Origin of the sequence: Gilliamella sp. B2824 (assembly GCF_026536245.1) — a bacterium.
Lineage (GTDB): Bacteria > Pseudomonadota > Gammaproteobacteria > Enterobacterales > Orbaceae > Gilliamella.
Window position 1 is genome coordinate 44,834 of record NZ_JAFNON010000007.1, and the last position, 20,765, is coordinate 65,598.

General features: G+C 35.0%; 16 protein-coding genes. 7 read left to right on the forward strand and 9 right to left on the reverse strand.

What is annotated here, in order from left to right; translation table 11 throughout:
- Nucleotides 1-34: 34 nt before the first annotated feature.
- On the reverse strand, nucleotides 35-1,444 hold the full coding sequence (locus tag J3U56_RS07940) for an aspartate aminotransferase family protein (RefSeq protein WP_141671563.1): 1,410 nt from the start codon (nucleotides 1,442-1,444) through the stop codon (nucleotides 35-37).
- A 176-nt stretch (nucleotides 1,445-1,620) separates the two neighbouring features.
- Here J3U56_RS07940 and J3U56_RS07945 point away from each other — a divergent pair, with 176 nt between their 5' ends.
- The 7 genes from J3U56_RS07945 to gyrB all read left to right on the forward strand — a co-directional run bounded on the left by J3U56_RS07945 (nucleotide 1,621) and on the right by gyrB (nucleotide 10,919).
- Nucleotides 1,621-2,370, forward strand: coding sequence for a MipA/OmpV family protein (locus J3U56_RS07945; RefSeq protein WP_267344431.1), 750 nt, complete (start codon nucleotides 1,621-1,623; stop codon nucleotides 2,368-2,370).
- 130 nt (nucleotides 2,371-2,500) lie between these two features.
- A complete protein-coding gene (locus J3U56_RS07950) occupies nucleotides 2,501-3,409 on the forward strand; it encodes a recombination-associated protein RdgC (protein WP_267367288.1) in 909 nt (302 codons plus the stop codon).
- A 192-nt stretch (nucleotides 3,410-3,601) separates the two neighbouring features.
- A complete protein-coding gene (gene ompA / locus J3U56_RS07955) occupies nucleotides 3,602-4,699 on the forward strand; it encodes a porin OmpA (RefSeq protein WP_267344429.1) in 1,098 nt (365 codons plus the stop codon).
- Nucleotides 4,700-4,861: 162 nt separating this feature from the next.
- Nucleotides 4,862-6,220, forward strand: coding sequence for a chromosomal replication initiator protein DnaA (dnaA, locus tag J3U56_RS07960; RefSeq protein ID WP_267367290.1), 1,359 nt, complete (start codon nucleotides 4,862-4,864; stop codon nucleotides 6,218-6,220).
- 15 nt (nucleotides 6,221-6,235) lie between these two features.
- Nucleotides 6,236-7,339 carry a DNA polymerase III subunit beta gene (gene dnaN / locus J3U56_RS07965; protein WP_267333878.1) on the forward strand — a complete coding sequence of 368 codons (1,104 nt, stop codon included), beginning with the start codon at nucleotides 6,236-6,238 and terminating at the stop codon, nucleotides 7,337-7,339.
- Nucleotides 7,340-7,391: 52 nt separating this feature from the next.
- Nucleotides 7,392-8,465: a DNA replication/repair protein RecF gene (gene recF, locus J3U56_RS07970; protein WP_267367292.1), complete on the forward strand. Its 1,074-nt coding sequence runs from the start codon at nucleotides 7,392-7,394 to the stop codon at nucleotides 8,463-8,465.
- Between the two features lie 42 nt (nucleotides 8,466-8,507).
- Nucleotides 8,508-10,919: a DNA topoisomerase (ATP-hydrolyzing) subunit B gene (gene gyrB / locus J3U56_RS07975; RefSeq protein WP_267333880.1), complete on the forward strand. Its 2,412-nt coding sequence runs from the start codon at nucleotides 8,508-8,510 to the stop codon at nucleotides 10,917-10,919.
- Nucleotides 10,920-11,056: 137 nt separating this feature from the next.
- On the opposite strand, the gene J3U56_RS07980 is transcribed toward gyrB, so the two are convergent.
- The 8 genes from J3U56_RS07980 to J3U56_RS08015 form a co-directional block, all read right to left on the reverse strand.
- Nucleotides 11,057-12,541 (reverse strand): hypothetical protein, encoded by a 1,485-nt coding sequence (locus tag J3U56_RS07980; protein ID WP_267367295.1) that lies wholly within the window; start codon nucleotides 12,539-12,541, stop codon nucleotides 11,057-11,059.
- Nucleotides 12,542-12,640: 99 nt separating this feature from the next.
- Nucleotides 12,641-14,029: a VWA domain-containing protein gene (locus tag J3U56_RS07985; RefSeq protein ID WP_267367297.1), complete on the reverse strand. Its 1,389-nt coding sequence runs from the start codon at nucleotides 14,027-14,029 to the stop codon at nucleotides 12,641-12,643.
- Between the two features lie 62 nt (nucleotides 14,030-14,091).
- Complete coding sequence (locus tag J3U56_RS07990) at nucleotides 14,092-14,574, reverse strand: hypothetical protein (protein ID WP_267333883.1); 483 nt, start codon at nucleotides 14,572-14,574, stop codon at nucleotides 14,092-14,094.
- Between the two features lie 2 nt (nucleotides 14,575-14,576).
- Nucleotides 14,577-15,269, reverse strand: coding sequence for a hypothetical protein (locus J3U56_RS07995; protein WP_267367300.1), 693 nt, complete (start codon nucleotides 15,267-15,269; stop codon nucleotides 14,577-14,579).
- Nucleotides 15,269-16,882, reverse strand: a complete 1,614-nt coding sequence (locus J3U56_RS08000) for an SUMF1/EgtB/PvdO family nonheme iron enzyme (RefSeq protein ID WP_267344425.1) — start codon at nucleotides 16,880-16,882, stop codon at nucleotides 15,269-15,271. Before J3U56_RS08000 ends, J3U56_RS07995 begins: the two co-directional genes overlap by 1 nt.
- Entirely contained in the window at nucleotides 16,839-18,062 is a 1,224-nt protein-coding gene (locus J3U56_RS08005; RefSeq protein ID WP_267333886.1) for an ABC transporter permease, read from the reverse strand. Before J3U56_RS08005 ends, J3U56_RS08000 begins: the two co-directional genes overlap by 44 nt.
- The gene (locus J3U56_RS08010; protein ID WP_267367302.1) at nucleotides 18,055-18,783 is read right to left on the reverse strand and encodes an ABC transporter ATP-binding protein; all 729 of its coding nucleotides are present in this window, start codon (nucleotides 18,781-18,783) and stop codon (nucleotides 18,055-18,057) included. The genes J3U56_RS08005 and J3U56_RS08010 overlap by 8 nt, the downstream gene beginning before the upstream one ends.
- A gap of 5 nt (nucleotides 18,784-18,788) precedes the next feature.
- A complete protein-coding gene (locus J3U56_RS08015) occupies nucleotides 18,789-20,762 on the reverse strand; it encodes a vWA domain-containing protein (protein ID WP_267367304.1) in 1,974 nt (657 codons plus the stop codon).
- Nucleotides 20,763-20,765: the final 3 nt, after the last annotated feature.

Sequence of the window (20,765 nt, forward strand, 5' to 3'; positions counted from 1 at the left end):
ATAGCCATTAGCGGGAAAATTTAGAAATAATGGATTAAAGCTCTTTTTTAGCTCGAGTAATTAACTGATCCAGTAATTCAATACCTTGATCAATCTCTTGACGAGTAATGTGTAGCGAAGGGGCAAATGTAATTACGTTTTTGTAATAACCACCGATATCAAGCACTAAGCCCATTTTCGTACCTTTCCAATCAAGATCGCCTGACATACCAATGTCTACCATTTTATCAACCAAAGCTTTATTGGCTGTAAAACCATCATCAGTACAAATTTCAGCACGAAGTGCTAGACCTAAACCATCTACTTCACCGATCTCTTTGTGTTTTTTCTCTAGTGTTTTTAAGCCCTCAAGGAAATATGCACCGCTATCCATTACCATTTTTTCGTAATCAGTTTCAGACGTCATTTTTAACACTTCAAGACCAACGGCTGTACCTAGTGGATTTGATGCAAAAGTTGAATGCGTCGATCCAACAGGGAACACTTCTGGATTAATTAACTCTTCACGAGCCCACAAACCACCTAATGGATTTAAACCATTAGTTAATGCTTTAGCAAATACCACCACATCAGGTTTAACATCAAAATGTTCAATTGACCATAATTTACCAGTACGGTAAAAGCCCATTTGGATTTCATCTACAACTAATAAAATACCATATTGATCGAGAACTTTTTTCAAACCTTTAAAATAATTACGTGGCGGAACAATATAACCACCCGTTGCTTGTAGTGGCTCAGCATAAAATGCAGCATATTCAGCCTGACCTACTTTTGGATCCCATACACCGTGATATTCAGTTTCAAATAAACGTGCAAATTCAGCAACTAAATGTTCACCATACTCTTCAGCAGTCATGCCTTTTGGACGACGGAACGGATATGGGAATGGAACAAACATAGCACGATCACCAAAATGTCCATAACGACGACGGTAACGGTAGCTTGACGTAATTGAAGAGGCACCCAGTGTACGTCCATGATATCCACCTTGGAAAGCAAACATCAGTGACTTACCACCTGTTGCATTACGAACAACTTTTAGCGAATCTTCAATACATTGTGAACCACCAACATTGAAATGCACTCGACCTTGATAACCAAATCGCTGCTCCATACCTTGAGCAATGGTTTTTGCTAATTCGATCTTGGTTGGATGCAAATATTGGCTTGCACACTGTGGTAAGGTATCAATCTGTTTTTTTAGAACATTGTTTAATCGTTCATTTGCATAACCAAAGTTACATGCTGAATACCACATTTGTAAATCAAGAAAGGCTTTACCTTCTTTGTCGTACATGTAGCTACCTTCACAGCCATCGAAAATTTTTGGCGGTTCAACATAATGAACGGTATCACCAAAAGAGCAATATTTGGCTTCGTCGGCTAATAGAGTGGCATCATCAGGGCGACTGTTAATCATTTCTAAAGTTGGTTTACTCATAATTTATCTCACTAATCCATATTCAAATATGATAAAATGTGGCATTATTATTCAAGAAATTTGTTTGTTACAATGTACAATTAATGTATAGATTTTGTGACCATTCATTTTAATTCAATTAAAACAAAAATATTCGACCAGATAATGGCATTAGAAATTTAATGGGTATAAAGAAAATGAAAAAATCGCGCTGTGCTACTTATATATTTACACTAATGACTTTAACATACATACCTATTGCTTCTGCTGATCCAACTTCTATTGGAATTGGAGCAGGTTGGGCAACATCACCATATAAGAATTACAGCTCGAAAATTTATCCAGTTCCACATATTGATTATGATAACGGTGTATTTTTTATCGATGATTTATCTGCAGGTGTTTATGCATATCAGGCCAATGGACAAAGTCTTTCAATTGGTGCTCGCTATTTAGCTAATGAATTTAAACCTCATGATTCTGATAATCACCGCTTAAAACAATTAGATACTCGCCATTCTACTCTACTTGCAGAAATCGAATATTCAATTGATACTGACTTCGGCAGTTTTTCTAGTAGTGTTGGTACCGATGTTCTTAATGAAAGTAACAGCATTTTAGCTAATGCTGATTATAGCTTACCTTACCTAGAGGGTAATTTAGTTATAGTACCAACCATTGGTATCAATTGGGCAAACAGCAAACATAACGATTATTACTATGGTGTGTCTCACAGAGAATCATCTCGCTCTGGATTACGTTATTTTAATGCTGATAGTTCAGTAACCCCTTATGCTGAAATCGGCGCCCAATATTCATTAACGGATAATATTGCTACTTTTGGTGGTGTTCACGTTGATAAATTAACCGGTGATGCTGCCGATAGTCCAATGGTAGACAGCAGTACAATTACTTCTGTTTATATGGGATTATCTTATAAATTCTAAGTGTTTTGGTCTATTTTAGAATTAAAGCTGATGATAAAACAATAGGTCAATCGTATTATTATCGTACGCTTTATTTACGACAATTATGGTAAAATAGTTATCCTAAATAAAACTTAGGAAGTGTAATAACATGCTTTGGTTTAAAAATGCCATTATTTACCAACTTAATAATGACACCTTACTAAATAAAGACACTATTGAAAAAGCAGTCAAATCCCAACTGTTTACACCCTGTGGTAACCTTGATACCACTAAAATAGGTTGGGTATCACCTTATCGTGATGATAACCAAGATAATTTAATTATTGATATCAATGGCCAATATTTACTACGTATAAAAAAAGAGACAAAAATATTACCTGCGCCAGTTATCAAACAAGCATTATTAGAAAAGATAGATAAACAAGAGCAAACATTAAGTAGAAAATTAACTAAAAATGAGAAAGCGACATTAAAAGATGAAGTCATGATTGATCTCATGCCTCGAGCCTTTAGTAAATATAATCACTATTGGCTTTGGATTGATACCAACAATAAACGTATCATTGTCGATAGTAGCAATTTTAAACAAGCCGAAGATATTTTAGCTATTTTACGTAAAGAGTTAGGCGCACTTGCCTTAACACCGTTATCAATTGATAAACCGCTAGAACAAATATTAACAACTTGGGCTAAAGAAAAACTTAGCTTTCCACCTTTTATATTAGGCGATCAAGCTGAATTGAAAGATCCGCTTGAAGGAAATGGCATTATTAGTTGTAAAAATCAAGATATCACTAGTGATGAAATGCTAATTCATTTTGATTCAGGAAAATGGATCACAAAAATGAAAATTATTGATGATAGAGGTGTGAATTTCATTGTACACAGTGATTTGACGTTAAAAAGAATCAAGTTTGACTCTATCATTTTAGATGAAAATGAAGACATCGGTTCAGATGAATTTGATAAGCGTCTCGAAGCTGATTTTATTATTATGTCAAACGTTTTAGCTAATACCATTAATGAGTTTACACTCGTGATTAACAAAATTATTTGATAATATTATTTAAATATTTTTTTAGTGTTCTATCATAAACTCTAGCTTTGCATATAAAGTATGCTATAATTACGAAAGATTATGTATAGCATAATTTACTTGAAGATAAATTATTATTAGTTTATTTCAAATAAACTTAAATAAAAACAAACTAAACAACGTCTATAACAACATATAAGTTGAGGCAAGAAAATGAAAAAAACAACTCTAGCTCTAGCAATTGCAGTTGCAAGCTTAACAGCTACTGCCGCTAACGCAGCATATGAAGACAACACTTTTTATACAGGTGCTAAATTAGGTTGGGGAGAACTTTATAGCTTAGATGCACATAAAGTTCGTGGTGATGATGAAATTGGCATTAAAACTTCAGACCGTAGCAACGTTGCTGGTGGTGCTTTTGTAGGCTTCCAAGCTAACCCTTATTTAGCATTTGAATTAGGCTATGATTGGTTAGGTTCAGCTAAATATAAAAGAACTTGGTCAGATGATAATACCAAAGCAGGTAACAGCAAAGTTTCTGCGCAAGGTGTTTCTTTAACTGGTAAATTAAGCTATCCATTATCATTCATCTCTGACGATTTAGATGTTTACGGTCGTGCTGGTGGTATGGTGACTATTGCTAAATGGAAAAACAGTGGTGACTATAAAGACTATTATGGTCATGGTGGCACTAAAACTGATGTATCTCCAGTTTATGCATTAGGTCTTGATTATCGCTTAGACGAAGACTTCTCTACTCGTTTAGAGTACCAATACACTCAACATATTCATACTAAAAGTGATGCATCACCTGATTCAGGCTTGTTAACTTTAGGTATTACTTACCGTTTAGGTTCTCCAGCAGTTGCTGCTCCAGAAGTTGAAGTTAAAACTCAAGAAAACCGTTATGTATTAAACGAAGATGTTCTATTTGCTTATGCAAAAGCTGATTTAAAACCAGAAGGACGTCAAGCACTTGATAACCTATTAACATCTCTTGTTAAAATTAACCCAACTCAAAGTGCAATTGTTGTAATTGGTCATACTGACCGTATTGGTTCAGACAGCTACAACCAAAAACTATCTGAACAACGTGCACATTCAGTAATGAAATACCTAGTAGAAAAAGGTGTTCCAGCTGATTTAATTAGTGCTCGTGGTATGGGTAAATCTCAACCAGTTACAGGTACTAAATGTAATGCACTTCGCGGCGCTGACTTAAAAGCATGTTTAGCACCAGATCGTCGTGTTGAAATTGAAGTTAAAGCACGTAACGTTAAAGAAGTGAAAGTGATCGACTCAACCAATTAATTTTGATTGATTTAATCACTAAAACCCGGCTGATGCCGGGTTTTTTTATTTATAAGATTTGGTTAGTAACTAAATAATATATCACCTTCGATCTATAAATTACCCACAAAAAAGATTATAATCAGTACTGTTTTGTTAGTAATTATAATTAAAGGGGTTATTGTGCCTACCGCTATTTGGCAAGATTGTCTTTCTCAATTACAAGAAGAACTTCCGACAACTGAATTTAATTTATGGATTCGGCCATTGCAAGCGGAAATGGTTGATAATAAACTTTACATCTATGCCCCAAATAGATTTGTGCTCGATTGGGTTCGAAATAAATATCTCTCAACTATCACACAACTATTAAATAAACATTTCAATAACGATTCTTTAAAGCTATATCTTGAAGTTGGCTCTACGTTATCAATTGATAAAAAAGTCAAAAAGGAACAACCGAAAGCTGATCTGGCTCCGGCATGGAAAACAACTAAAGAAAATAATAGTAACTATAATTATCATTCAGGAATCAATCAAAAACATACCTTTGATAGTTTTGTAGAAGGTAAATCTAACCAACTTGCTGTCGCGGCGGCAAAACAAGTGGCAGAAAACCCAGGTAAAGCCTATAACCCATTATTTTTATATGGATCAACGGGTTTAGGCAAAACACATTTATTGCATGCAGTTGGTAACCAAATAATTGAAGAACAAAATAATGCAAAAGTTGTTTATATGCATTCGGAACGATTTGTGCAGGATATGGTCAAAGCATTACAAAATAATGCTATTGAAGAATTTAAAAATTACTATCGATCAGTTGATGCGTTATTAATTGATGATATCCAATTTTTTGCCAATAAAGAGCGTTCACAAGAAGAATTTTTTCATACTTTTAACTCATTATTAGAAGGTAATCAACAAATTATCTTGACATCTGATCGCTATCCGAAAGAAATAAATGGTGTTGAAGATCGTTTAAAATCACGTTTTGGTTGGGGGCTAACAATAGCAATAGAACCACCAGAGCTTGAAACTCGCGTTGCAATACTAATGAAAAAAGCAGAAGAAAATCATATAAAGTTACTTGAAGAAGTAGCATTTTTTATTGCTAAACGCTTACGTTCTAATGTACGAGAACTAGAAGGTGCATTAAACCGAGTCATTGCCAATGCTAATTTTACAGGTAAAGCGATAACGATTGATTTTGTTAAAGATGCGTTAAAAGATTTACTCGCATTGCAAGAAAAACTTGTGACTATTGAAAATATTCAAAAAACTGTGGCGGAATATTATAAAATTAAAGTATCAGACCTATTATCTAAACGCCGCTCTCGCTCTGTAGCAAGACCTCGTCAAGTTGCGATGGCATTAGCTAAAGAATTAACCAATAAAAGTTTACCTGAAATTGGTGATGGATTTGGTGGCAGAGATCACACTACAGTTTTACATGCATGTCGAAAAATTGCAGAATTAAAAGAAGAAAACAATGATATTAAAGAGGATTATTCCAATTTAATTCGAACATTATCAACTTAAAAAAGAATCAACATTATGAAATTTATTATTGATCGCGAAAAACTTATCAAACCACTGCAACTTGTCAGCGCACCTTTAAGTAGCCGTCCAACGTTACCCATTTTAGGTAATTTATTATTACAAGTGAACGATAATACTTTATCAATGACAGGCACCGATCTTGAAATCGAAATGATTGCGCATTTACCTTTAACCGAAGCAAATGAACCGGGTGCAACAACAGTTCCAGCAAGAAAATTCCTCGATATCTGTCGAAATTTACCCAATAATGCGCAAATTTCGATAACCGTTGACGATAATCGATTAATAATTCAATCGGGTCGAAGTAAATTTTCCTTAGCGACCTTACCTGCTAGTGATTTTCCTAATTTAGAAAATTGGCAAAGCGATGTTGATCTTGCAGTTCCGCAAAAAACAATAAAACGACTTATTGATGCTGTTCAATTTTCAATGGCTAATCAAGATGTAAGATATTACTTAAATGGTATGTTATTTGAAATTGAAGACGGTCTATTAAAGACAGTTGCAACTGATGGGCATCGTTTAGCCGTTTGTGCTCAACCAATTGGTCAAAATATTGCTAGCCCTTGCTCAGTCATTATGCCAAGAAAAGGGGTGATAGAACTTGCAAAATTAGTTGCCGATAATGAAGAACTGATTAATATGCAAATTGGTAATAATAATTTACGCGTTAATCTTGGCGATTTTACCTTCACTTCAAAACTCATCGATGGTAGATTTCCCGACTATAAACGCGTATTACCTAGAAACCCAGATAAACCACTTGAAGTATCCTGTGATGAATTAAGAAATGCATTATCTCGCGTGGCAATTTTATCCAACGAAAAATTTCGTGGAATAAGATTATACGTACATAATGATCAGATAAAAATTACGGCCAATAACCCAGAACAAGAAGAAGCAGAAGAATTAATTGATGTTAAATATCAATCATCAGAGCTCGAAATCGGCTTCAATGTCACCTATTTATTAGATATATTAAATACTCTAAGATGTGATAGCGTACAACTTTTATTAACTGATGCAACATCCAGTGTTCAAATTGAAGATATCAATGATCAATCTGCCACATATGTTGTCATGCCAATGCGCTTATAATCATAACTTCTCTTAGCTTCTGATCCCAGTCAGAAGCCTTATTTTATACTATATGACAATTTCACAAATCAAAATTCATCATTTTCGTAATATTGATCATGCCGAGTTATCGTTATCTCGGCATTTTAACTACATCATTGGTGATAATGGTAGTGGAAAAACTAGCCTACTTGAAGCAATATACATGCTTGGACATGGCCGAGCATTTAGACATATTCAATCCAATCGGATTATACAACATGAACAACCTGAATTAATTTTATTTAGCCAAATTGAATCTGCCAATCAACAAACCCACACAATTGGCTTATCAAAAACACGCAATAATGAAAATAAAATAAAAATTGATGGTGATGAAGGTTTTCGGCTCACTGATTTAGCAAAACTATTGCCTATTGAACTCATTACGCCAGAGGGTTTTGATTTACTCACTGGTGGTCCTAAATATCGACGAGCTTTTATCGATTGGGGCTGCTTTCACCATTATCCCGAATTTGTCTATCTTTGGAACAATTTAAAACGATTATATAAACAGCGTAATGCATTATTAAAACAATCTTATAACTATAACCAACTATTACCTTGGGATAAACAGCTAGTTCCGGTTGCTGAAAAAATAAGCCAGATTAGGGCTGATTATACTCAACATATTTTTCCAGAAATTATAAAAACCTGTGAAGATTTTCTACCTGAATATCAATTAAATTGCCTGTACTATCAAGGTTGGGAACACAGCAGTGATTATGCAGAAATACTTTATAAGCAATTTGAACGAGATAAATTAATTAATTATACCTCGCTAGGTCCACATAAAGCAGATATCAAATTGCGAGTTGACAACATTCCCGTTGAAGATCTTTTATCACGTGGTCAGTTAAAACTACTCATGTGTGCTTTACGTTTATCACAAGGTGAGTATTATTCAAAACAAACAGGGCAATCATGTATCTATTTAATTGATGATTTTGCTTCTGAACTTGATAACAATAAACGAAATCTATTAGCAAAACGTTTAAAACTTGCAAATTCACAAGTGTTTATTACAGCCGTTAACCAAGACCAAATAACCCAGATGATCGATGAAAATGATAAGATTTTTAACATAAAATCTGGTATAATTTCATAATTGTACGAAACGATAAAAGAAATTAAATAGGTCAAAAAATCCATGTCTAACTCTTATGATTCATCTAGTATTAAAGTGCTTAAAGGGCTTGATGCAGTCCGCAAACGTCCTGGTATGTATATTGGAGATACCGATGATGGAACAGGCCTTCATCATATGGTTTTTGAAGTCGTTGATAATGCCATTGACGAAGCATTAGCAGGTTACTGTAACCATATCGAAGTAATCATTCATCCTGATAACTCTGTATCCGTTCGTGATGATGGACGCGGTATTCCAACGGGTATACATAAAGAAGAAGGTATCTCAGCAGCTGAAGTCATCATGACTGTTTTGCATGCTGGTGGTAAATTCGATGATAATTCCTATAAAGTATCAGGTGGTTTACACGGTGTTGGTGTTTCGGTAGTTAATGCTTTATCTGATAAATTAGAACTTGTCATTTATCGTGAAGGAAAAATACACAAGCAAACCTATCATTTAGGTGTACCAGAAGAACCGCTTAAAGTTATTGGTGAAACCACTGAATCAGGGACTTATGTTCGTTTTTGGCCAAGTCCAAAAACGTTCACCAATATTGAATTTGTCTATGAACATTTAGCAAAAAGGCTACGCGAACTATCATTTTTAAACTCTGGTGTTTCTATTAAACTCATTGATGAACGTACAGGTAAAAGTGAGCACTACCATTATGAAGGTGGTATTAAAGCATTTGTAGAATATTTGAATAAGAATAAGAATCCAATTCATCCTAAAATATTCTACTTTAGTACCGAAAAAGATAATATTGGTGTTGAAGTTGCATTGCAATGGAACGATGGTTACCAAGAAAATATCTACTGTTTTACTAATAATATTCCTCAACGTGATGGTGGTACCCATTTAGCCGGTTTTCGTGGTGCTATGACTCGTACACTAAACAATTACATGGAAAGCGAAGGATACAGTAAAAAAGCAAAAATTAGTGCCACCGGTGACGATGCACGTGAAGGGCTTATTGCTGTCGTATCTGTCAAGGTTCCCGACCCTAAATTCTCATCACAAACAAAGGACAAATTGGTTTCATCAGAAGTTAAATCAGCAGTGGAATCGGTTATGGGTGAAAAGTTAACCGAATACCTACTTGAAAATCCTTCTGATGCGAAAATTGTTGTCGGTAAAATTATCGATGCAGCCAGAGCGCGTGAAGCAGCACGTAAAGCACGTGAAATGACTCGACGCAAAGGCGCATTGGATTTAGGCGGTTTACCTGGCAAACTTGCTGACTGCCAAGAAAAAGATCCTGCTTTATCTGAACTTTATTTAGTGGAAGGGGACTCTGCGGGCGGTTCAGCCAAACAAGGACGAAACCGTAAAAACCAAGCAATTTTACCATTAAAAGGTAAAATTCTAAATGTTGAAAAAGCTCGCTTTGATAAAATGCTCTCTTCTCAAGAAGTCGCAACATTAATTACAGCATTAGGTTGTGGGATTGGTCGTGATGAGTATAATCCAGATAAAATGCGATATCATAGCATTATCATCATGACCGATGCCGATGTCGATGGTTCACATATTCGCACATTATTACTCACGTTTTTCTATCGTCAAATGCCAGAAATTATTGAACGTGGTTATGTTTATATCGCACAACCTCCACTCTATAAAGTTAAAAAAGGCAAACAGGAACAATACATTAAAGATGATGATGCAATGACACAATTTCAAATTGCATTAGCATTAGAAGATGCCTCATTACATGTTAATGATCATGCACCAGCACTTGCTGGCGAAGCGCTTGAAAAACTGATTGCTGAATATCAAAAAGTTGAAAAACTCATTACCAAAATGGAACGTCGTTACCCTAAAGCGTTACTTTCTGAATTGGTTTATCATGATGTTTTAGATGAAAGTATTTTACAGAATCAACAATCAGCACAACATTGGGCTAAAACCATTATTGATAATTTAGCCAGCAAAGAACAACACGGTAGCAGTTATCGCTATTCAGCAGACTACAACGATAAAACACAATTATATGTGCCAATAATTAAAGTAAGAACACATGGTGTTGATAATAATTATGCATTAGATCAAGTGTTTATTCATAGTAATGAATACCGTAATATTTGTCATTTAGGTGCGCAATTAAAAGGTTTACTGGAAGATGGTGCTTTCATTCAACGAGGTGATCGCAAACAGCCAGTTAACTCATTTGAAGAGGCAGTAGATTGGTTAATTCGTGAATCTCGTCGTGGTTTAACCATTCAACGCTATAAAGGGCTTGGTGAAATGAACCCAGAACAGTTATGGGAAACAACTATGGATCCAACCAGCCGTCGCATGTTACAAGTGACCATAAAAGATGCAATCGAAGCTGATCAGCTGTTTACTACCTTAATGGGAGATGAAGTTGAACCACGTCGCTTATTTATTGAAGAAAATGCGTTAAAAGCGGCTAATCTTGATTTTTAACAGCCTATCAGCCCTATTACAGATAACAAAAAACCAGATAAACATCTGGTTTTTTTATAGTGATTAATAGTGATAGCTAAAGCAAATTAGCCTTATTTTGTAAGATAAGTTAATGCCTTAATACTTTATTATTGTCTTTATTGGCAAACAGGTCTATTTATTTTCAAATCAGACACCGCATTGTTCATCTGTTTAATCATATCTTTTGGACTCTGAGCGATATAGACCTTCCCTCCTGTCATATCCGCAACACAATCAATTTTATGTTCGCCTGCTATATCGACAATGTTAATTTTTAATTTTGGTTTCTGCGTCGAAATATAATTCGCTAAAGTACAAATATTATTCCTTGAACAGCTATCTTCACCATCACTGATGATCAAGATATAATCATTACGATTCACACCATCTAACATACTACTCGCTTTTTCAAGTCCACTATAAAGTGGTGTTCCACCCCCACCTGCACCTGATGGATTAAGTCTGGTGATATTATTTTTTAAAATACTACGACCAGCATAATCATAAAATTGCGTAAAATTTGCCGCCGGACAGCGATTTAACGTGACAAGCGATATACCAATATTGGGTTGTATTTTATCGATACTCGATAACGCTACGCTTTTACTTGTCGATAAACGACTGGGTAAACGCGTCATTTTTTTCTGATAATCAACTTTTTCCTGTTCGGACATATTACGAGGATAACCATAAGACAGGTATTGAAAAAATTGCTCAACTTCTGCTGGCGATTCAGCTAAAGTTGCAGTCATCGATAGGGAATTATCAAACACAATAACCATTTTCGATGGATTTGGATTGTTCTTTATCTCATCTTGAGTGATACAATTAGGCGGATTTTTAACCTTAGGTTTTGGTTTAACTTTGGGTACTTCTTGAGTATTAATGATAGGCTCTGGCTCTATAGCAGGTACGGGATCAGGTTCTGGCGTAGCGACAACTTGCGGCGCTTTCGGAGGTTCCACTACCAGTGCCGGCTTAGATACAGGTTCAGGTTTATTGACTAATACTGGCGGAATAATAATTAACTCAGGTACAGATTGCACCTTGTTTTCTGGTGAAGATGGATAAAAAAAGTACCACAATAGGCTCAATAATCCTAGTAATAGCAATGCCAAAATTAACCAGTACCACCAACGCCAAAATGATTTTGAAACCGTAACAGGGGGAATAACCGGTTGCGATAAAACGGGTTTTGCTAGATCGAAAATAATAACGGGTTCATCATTAATAACAAAAATTTGATTGGCTAAATTTTTTATTCTAGGCAACCATAAAGCTACCAATTTTTGTTGTTCATCATTTAAAGGAATTGATTTAATCGCCGTTTCAATATCATTAATTCGCGTGGTTAATGTATCTTTTATTTTTTGCTTATGCGATTCATCTGCAACATGATCAATTAATATCGGTTGCCCTTCAAGATGAGTATACCAACCTAAATAGTCATTGTTACTCATAAGTTTAGGTATAGCAAAAATGGAAAAAGTGCGTTCTGTCAAATGCGGTTTTAACAACGATAACATTAAGGAGTATTGCTCCAATAAAGCCAACTTAGTTAAATCATTATGATCAATTGAAATCCGGGTTATTCGTTGCATTATTCACGCATTTCCTTCTATTTTGAACGTATAATAAACAAGCTTATTAACTCAAGGCTGTTTTTATCAACAACATCAAAAATTTATTATCGCTTTACACTACTCACAAATCGGTTTACTAATATTCATATCAGACACAGCATGATTCATTTGATTGACAATTTCTGTTGGATTTTGTGCAATGTAAACTTTACCACCAGTACTTTGAGCAACACAGTCAATTTTATGTTGCCCTGCAATGTCGACAATATTAATTTTCAAACGTGGTTGCTTAGCCGCTATATTACTCGCTAACGTACAAATATTACTTTTAGTACAATTATCATCACCATCACTAATAATTAAAATATAGTCATCACGATTTACGCCATTAAGTAATTTACTGGCTTGTTGTATACCACTATAAAGTGGCGTTGCGCTGTTATATTCTAACGGATTTAATTTATTGATTTTATTTTTTAACTTTGATCGATTAGTATAATTATAAAATGATGTGGTTTGAGCGACTGGGCAACTTGTAAGTGTCACTAATGCGATATCAATATTTTGCTGTATTTTATCAATTGTGGATAGTGCCACTTTTTTACTACTTGATAACCGATTAGGTAACCTAGTCATCTTTGCTTCATAAGCGTTGGCTTGACTTTCTGACATGGAATTCAAATTAGTTTTTAAATATTGATCTATTGCGGATTTTGACTCCATTAATGTCAATGTCATTGATGCTGAATTATCAAATATTATTACCATTTTAGAGGCGTCATTATTATGGGCGACGTCTTCTTTTCGAATACAATTTTTAGCTACTGGCTCAGGCACAGGTTGCTGAACAACAGGTTCAGGCTCTTTCGTCGGCGGTTCAACAACAGGAGCTGGTGGCTTGTTAACTAACACAGGCGGAATAATTATTAACGCCGGAATAACATCAGGCTTTTTATCTTTATTAAATGGGCAAAAAAAGTACCCTAACACACCTAAAAGTCCTAATAGCAATAATGCCAACAATAACAAATACCACCATCGCCAAAATGATTTTGGGGCAACCACAGGAGGAACCGGCGTAGGTTTGGGTAAAATTGGTTCTTCAAAAGAATTAACAATGACAGGTTCACCATTAACAATATAAATTTGATTACCTAAACTTTTAATTCTTGGTAACCAAGACGAAACTAATGTTTGTTGCTCACTATCTAAACGCATTGACTTAACGGATAATTCAATATCGTTGATGCGTGTTTGTAACGTTTCAGTAACTTGTTTCTTCACGAGCTCATCATTAACATCACTCAGTGAAGTAGGCTGTCCTTGAAGTTCAGTATACCAACCTAAATATTGATTATCATCAATTAATCGAGGTATCGCGAGAATTGAAAATGATCGCTGAGTTAAATTGGGCTTTAACAACGATAACAAAGAATTATATTGATCCAATAAAGCCATTTTTTGTGAGTCATTATGGTCAACTATAACCCTTGCTATTCGTTGCATGCGCAATATATTCCTTAATTTTAACTTTTCAAATAAATAATACTGTTCAAGTTTTCAGATAGCTAAATATTTAGTGCTTTCTGTAATTGTTGAAGTTTTTTATTTAATTTATCCAGTTCGACCTGTTTTTCTACTTCTGATTTGTTTGATTTATTTACTTGATTATACTGTTGCTCAATGTCATTAACTTGTTTTAATAAATCGTCACGACCTTTCGCTTTTGCTTTTATTTCGCTCGTTAATTTAGACAGATCTTGCTTTAACTTCTGCTGCTGAGCTTGTTTCTGTTTTACACTCAACGTAGTATCGTTTTTCTGTTTTTCGATATTTGCATAAATCTCTTTAAATTGTTGATTAGCCCTTTGTTCGTTCTCAAGAATTTGTTTTTTCTGATCAATTCTAGCCTGATAATTACCGGAATAATTGCAACTTATTTTATCCATAATACCGATATTAGTATTTTTAGGATCACATTGTTCTGGAGTTGTAGAACAGCCGGCGAGTAAAGCAAGCGATAAAATAGAGATAAAAGATATTTTTTTCATAATTAACCAACCTTAACAGCTGAGCGTTGTTGAGTAACTAAATTCACTTGTTTTTCAAGTGCTGCTATTTGTTTATGTAATTGACCGATTTCTTGATCCAATCTAGTGACGTTCACACCGGATCGTTGTTCCTGAACAGACAGGTTAACCCAATCATTTTCAACTTTCTTAATTCGTTTTAATTTATCATTTAAATAAGCAATATTCGCGTCGATTTGAGTTAACTCTTTCTGAGCCTGCTTTTTATTGACACTTTCGCTTTTTATTTGTTGATTTAAAGCGTTAAGCGTAGCTAAATTTCTATCCACAACATCTTTAGCACTTTGTGTAATTGATTGCACTTCTGCGGTATTTTGTTGAACATCATGAATATAGGCATCAATGCGCGCCTCAGCATTAGCATATTCTGCTCGTTTTTTATCCAGATAATAATTTCCGCCCATCATTACTCCACAACCAACAGCGGCAGAAGCAAGGCATGCAGCAGGTTTTCCACCTAATAACACACAGCCAAGCCCACTAATACCTGCACCTATGGCACAAGATTGCCATGCAGATTTACTAAAAAATTCAGCAGTTGAACCTTTAGTTAATTCAGGATCGACATTTTTTGTACTCGCTCCGCCAGATGTAGATTGACAACCTGCCAAAACTAGAGAAATGCATAAAGCAAGTGTACCTATCATTTTGTTCATTATTTCTTTCCTTTTATCTCATTACAAGATTGCAGCCAAGTTGTTCTTTCAATCTTACCAGACTCAATATATTGATTAATATGTTGTAAATAAAGTTTTAAGTAATCACTCATATTCGCTTTACCACTGTTTTCTAAAATAAATTGCGTGGGCTTTGCTTGCTCATCAAGAGTATTTTTTTCATAGTTTGATGCGGTATTAACAATGGTGTCAGCATAATATTTTAAAATAAAGTCTCTGGCATTTTTCGACTCATCAAGAACGTGTTTTAAATTATTGAGTTTTTCGGGTGAACACACACCGTCATTATTAACATTTTCTGAATCTTTTGTTTCACAAACTTCATTATTTATGGTGTTATATAAATTATTATTATATTCAAATTTACTATTTAAGTCAGAGACATTTGCACACAAAAAAGCGCCTAACTGTAGCGCGGATTGAATTGAGCGGTTTCGCTGTTCGTCGCGAGCTTGATTGGCACTACGTAAAAGGGTATTTAGTTGATTGAGTTCTTTTTTAGTCTTTTCATCTTCGACTTGTTTAGTGATTTTTTCAAGCTCACTCACCACATTTTGTTTTTGATTTTCTTCGGCTTCTGAGCCTAATTCATTCCATTCTTTGTCTAATTCTTTGATAATATCGCTACTAGACATCACTTCAGTTGTATAGACCACTCGAAAACCGACATCCATACTTTTATAAGCACCTTTATCATCGTAATACGGTTTTTCAATACGAAAAGCAGTGGTGATTGACGATTCAGGTGTCAAATAACTGCCACCTCTAACCGTCATACCACCAGGTTGACCATGATAACGATCAAGTTTATTCATACGAAAAGAATCAAACATCATTTCGCTAGCATTGCCTAACATATCATAAAGATCAACAGGATTAGGCTGTAAGCGTCCAATAAGCTGTAATTTACCATTGGCTGATTTTGCACCAGAAAACCATGCATAATTTTCTAAATTTGCCGTCATTGGGAAACGCATTTCACGGAACTCAGAATCTGTCACTTTTGACCCTCCACGAGCTGCATATTCCCATTCGGTATTATTAGGTAGACGGATATAACCTTTCGGTAAGGTATTAGCGTTAATCTTCGACTGATTTTCAATCAACCAACGATTATATTTATCAGTAAAAGCAACAGCATCAAACCAACTAATGTTGGTAATAGGAAAGGTAAGTGCTAGTTTTGCTGTGGGGCAAGTATCACTCATGACAGCTTGATATTGCAAAGCGGTTATTTCATATTTGCCAATCAAATAATAACGCTCTTTTCCCTTTTCAGAAAAACTACCAGAAATATAATTGGGGGTTGCATATTCGGCAAAACCGAGCTCTTTTTGATTACTGCCTAAAATAACTTTAATATCATCTAAAGGCTTATTCGTTGGTGTATAGATTTTTTTCATTACCAAACTACCATCACATGGCATAGGCAAAATAACATCATCTTTTGCTGGTTTTGGATTGAAAAAATTACTATTCCAAGGTTCAGCATAGCAACTTAACGGAAATAAACTGATAGTTAATCCCCAAAAAGCAATTTGTTTTAAGTTACGCTTCGCGTAAACTTTCTGCTGGTTGGATCTTAATAGCACGTCGACCTCCTATGGCTACAACGACACCTGAAATAACTATACACAACAAAAATGCAATGATAAGGTGGTAAAATTGTAAGCGACTTACAATTGGTTGTGAAATCAAATTTTTACCTAACACAGCATTAAAGGCATAATTGCCTAATAAAAATAACACAAAGGAAACGAAAAACGCCAAACAACTCAAAATAACGGCTTGATTGATTAAATACCCCATTATCGCTTTGGATTGGAAACCAAGTAATCGCATAAAAGCAATATCTTTGCGCTTACGTTCAATATTTGATAGAAACGAACCCGCAAACGATAAAATACAACCTAGTCCTGCGGTTATTGCAATCACGCTAAAAATAAAATTGAGTACCCGATCAATCGCCTTAACATTTTCAATGACATTAGACTGCGTGCGTGTTTCGATGTTCTTTTCTCTTAATTTAAACGACAATGGTGCTACGTTATCTAACGAATTGGCATAAATGCGAGCCCTTGCAAATAATGAATGGGGTGGCGGATTATTTTTACCGGTATTAGTTGCAAATAATTCACTTTGATAGCCATCATAAAAATTTTCCATTGCAATGAGTAAATCTAAACTGACAAACGCAGCAGCACGACTATAGCGATTGTCAGGAATAATACCTTTGACCTCTAATTCAATTGATCCTTTCTCGAACTTGCCATCTAATTGACGGGTAATAAATAATTTTATATGACTACCCACAGTTACTTGCAATTTTTCCGCTGATAATGCACTTAATAAAATTTGAGTTTTATCATTAATAGAAGGCAAATCCTGTGTAAGCGGATCGCCACTCGCTGTAGGAATAATTTCAGCACTGCTCACAAAGTGGCTTGAATCTTTGACTAGATCGGCTTGAGTATTAAGCGAACGCGTTAAAGGAATCACAAAGCCAGTTTCAGGTTGTTTTTTTATCCAGTCAAACATGGCATCATCCAGATTTAAATTACCCACAATCTTTATCTCTAAATTTTGTGGATCATTAAGTAGTTGCTGCCGTAGCTGCGAAACTACGCCATATTTTAAGCTGAACAATAACAATAATGGTGTAATGACCGATATGACCGATGCGATAATACAAAATGAGACTTTTTTGTCGTACCATAAATCAGACAATGATAACCGTATGATTAGCAACCATTTTAATATCATTTTACTCATCGACGCATACCTTGCTTTGTAATGGTAAAAAAACTGATGATTGTGGAGAGTTTAATTTGGCCGATAAAGTAAATAAGCCTTTACTTTCAATACGTTGCCAATCATGCGTAACAATCATCGCGGCAATATTATCTTGTTTTGCCTGTTCAATAATCAAATCAAACAGTAAATTGGCGTTATATGGATCTAACGCTGAAGTCGGTTCATCAGCGAGTAATAGTGCTGGTTTATGAATAATCGAACGAATAAACGATGCTCGTTGCCTTTCACCAATTGATAACTGCTTAGGATATTTACTGAGTAAATGTGCAATGTTAAGCTTGTCGACTAAATAATCGAATCTTGACATATCAACGGGTAGCTGAAGTAATTTAAGCGGTAATACAATATTTTCCCAAATAGTCAAAAACGGCAGTAAACCACCAGTTTGTAACATAAATCCTAAATAACGAGCACGAATAATCGCTAACTCATCGATATCATTACGGTGAATTAATTTAGCTATATCAATATCACTATTATCTAAAACTAATTTATAACAATCCAGCTCATCAGGTTTTAAAATCATGCCAATCATTTCAAGCAACGTACTTTTACCCGATCCGCTATCGCCTTGTATCACGACAACTTGCCCTGCGTTTAATGATAGCTCTGGCAGGCAAACGTTGAAAAAAGATTTGCCTGTAGAGCGAGAGATGGCTAATTGCTTTATTGTTAACATGAGCTTTACGGTAACATTTCTAATGGGATAGGATAAACATTATCACGAGCATCACTACCTTCAGCTAATGAAATCCAACGATCAACATCGGCATTACATTTCTGATAATAACGAATTTTGCTATTAAGATTACGAATAAATTTTTCTTGTTCAAGTCCACTCATGCTTTTCCAAGTATCTTGATCCAGTCCAGTAACATCACTTTTATAAGGAATATTATCCAAATATTCGCCAAGCAAACCTAAATCAGCAATTTTGGTAACTGAATCTGATTTTAGTTTACTTGGATCTTGCCCCATAGCTGCGGCAACAGAACGTAATTGTGAAAACATATCATCAGAAGAAATCAATCCATCATTAGCTGCATTAGCAATTTTACTAACCACATCACTTAAGTCACTCAATTGCGACTTAGTTAATAAAATCCGAGGCTCTGCTGTTGGTATTGTTGGTTTAACAAAATCTTTATCCGCAATCCACGCTTTAAAAACTGAAGGGGCTTTCGTTCCATTGGTATCACCTAAATAAGCAAGCTGCATTGCTTTACTCAATAATAATGCATCTTTTAGCATATCCGAATCATCATCTTTAGCATTAAGTGCATTACCTACAGATGCTTCACCTTTATATGCTAATTTCACTTGTTCAGACAACGCATCAGCTAATAAATCAACCTTCTTACCAAATTCTTGAACATCACCAGCATTAACAGGGTAATAAAGTGATTTATGAATAAAATCATTGTAGGTTAAATCAGAATATTGCGCGGCAGCGACTTGATGATCTTTTTCACCACTTGGTGTTTTTAAATGCAGTGCATAAATAGCAACACCTTTATGCTGAGCTTCAAGCCTTAATTGTGCAGCATCCATACCGGTGCTAGACAGTTTATCGTCACCAGGAATGGCACTAGCATCAGTAATTAAAATCATATATCGCGCGCCAAAACTATTCCAATTGATATCATTTAGCGCTTGTGCAACACCTGCATAAGAATCTTCTGCAAAATAAGAAGTTGAAACAGTCGCTTGCTTGAGTGAAGCACTTAATTTCATGAACTCTTCTTTATTTTGAACTTTATTAGGATCAACAAAAATTTTAGAAACAAACTCCAATTTATCAGACGCTTTTAAACTAGAACGGAACGATACTAAACCAAATTTAACCTGATTTTGTAAGTGTTCCTTTTCAATATGTTGATAAACACGTTCAACTGCCTCTTTGGTTCTCGAAATATAAGGATCCATTGATATGGTTGAATCAATGACAAAAACAATTGCAGCTTTAAATGGTACAACTTGATTGGCCGTATTATCATCCGAGCTTTGGTTATTAGTGGAGTTAGAATTAGTGTTATTTTTAACCAATTTATCTTGTTTACTCACTGAAGCGACTTCTAAAACTCGCTCATAAAAACCTTTACCATTCATCACCTCTTCACCTTGTAAAATAGGTAATAAATAAAAGTTTGTTTTAAAATCAATATACGCTTTCGGCTCTTGCGCCACAATTTCAGGCGTTGCTTTATCAGCGTTTAGTGAGTCTCGAATGGGTTTTAACAAAGTTTCGGGCTGATCTGAATCTACAATTTTGGTTAAAGCCGCTTTATCTTTAAAAAATAATAGAGGATCACGATCAACTGGGTTGGTAAAAACCAATGTCATTTGCATATTCCATGCTATTGCACAGGAATTATTTATCCAACCTACTGTATTACCATATGAATCAGGTCCAATACTAAGCCACTCTTGATTATTATCTGTTTTTCGTTCATACACATAATACCGAGAAAAAGCAGGTAATGTAGCGCCTGTTGGATCCGTAATATTTTTTTTCAATTCACAAGTTGGTGTACTTAGCACTCGTTGATAAAGTGTTGTTTTACCCTCTTGTTTTAGTGGTTCAGCAGCTGAACTTATCAACGGCATACAGGCAAGCGTTAGACTGATAACTAATTTTGAAACGGCTATTTTTTTCATACC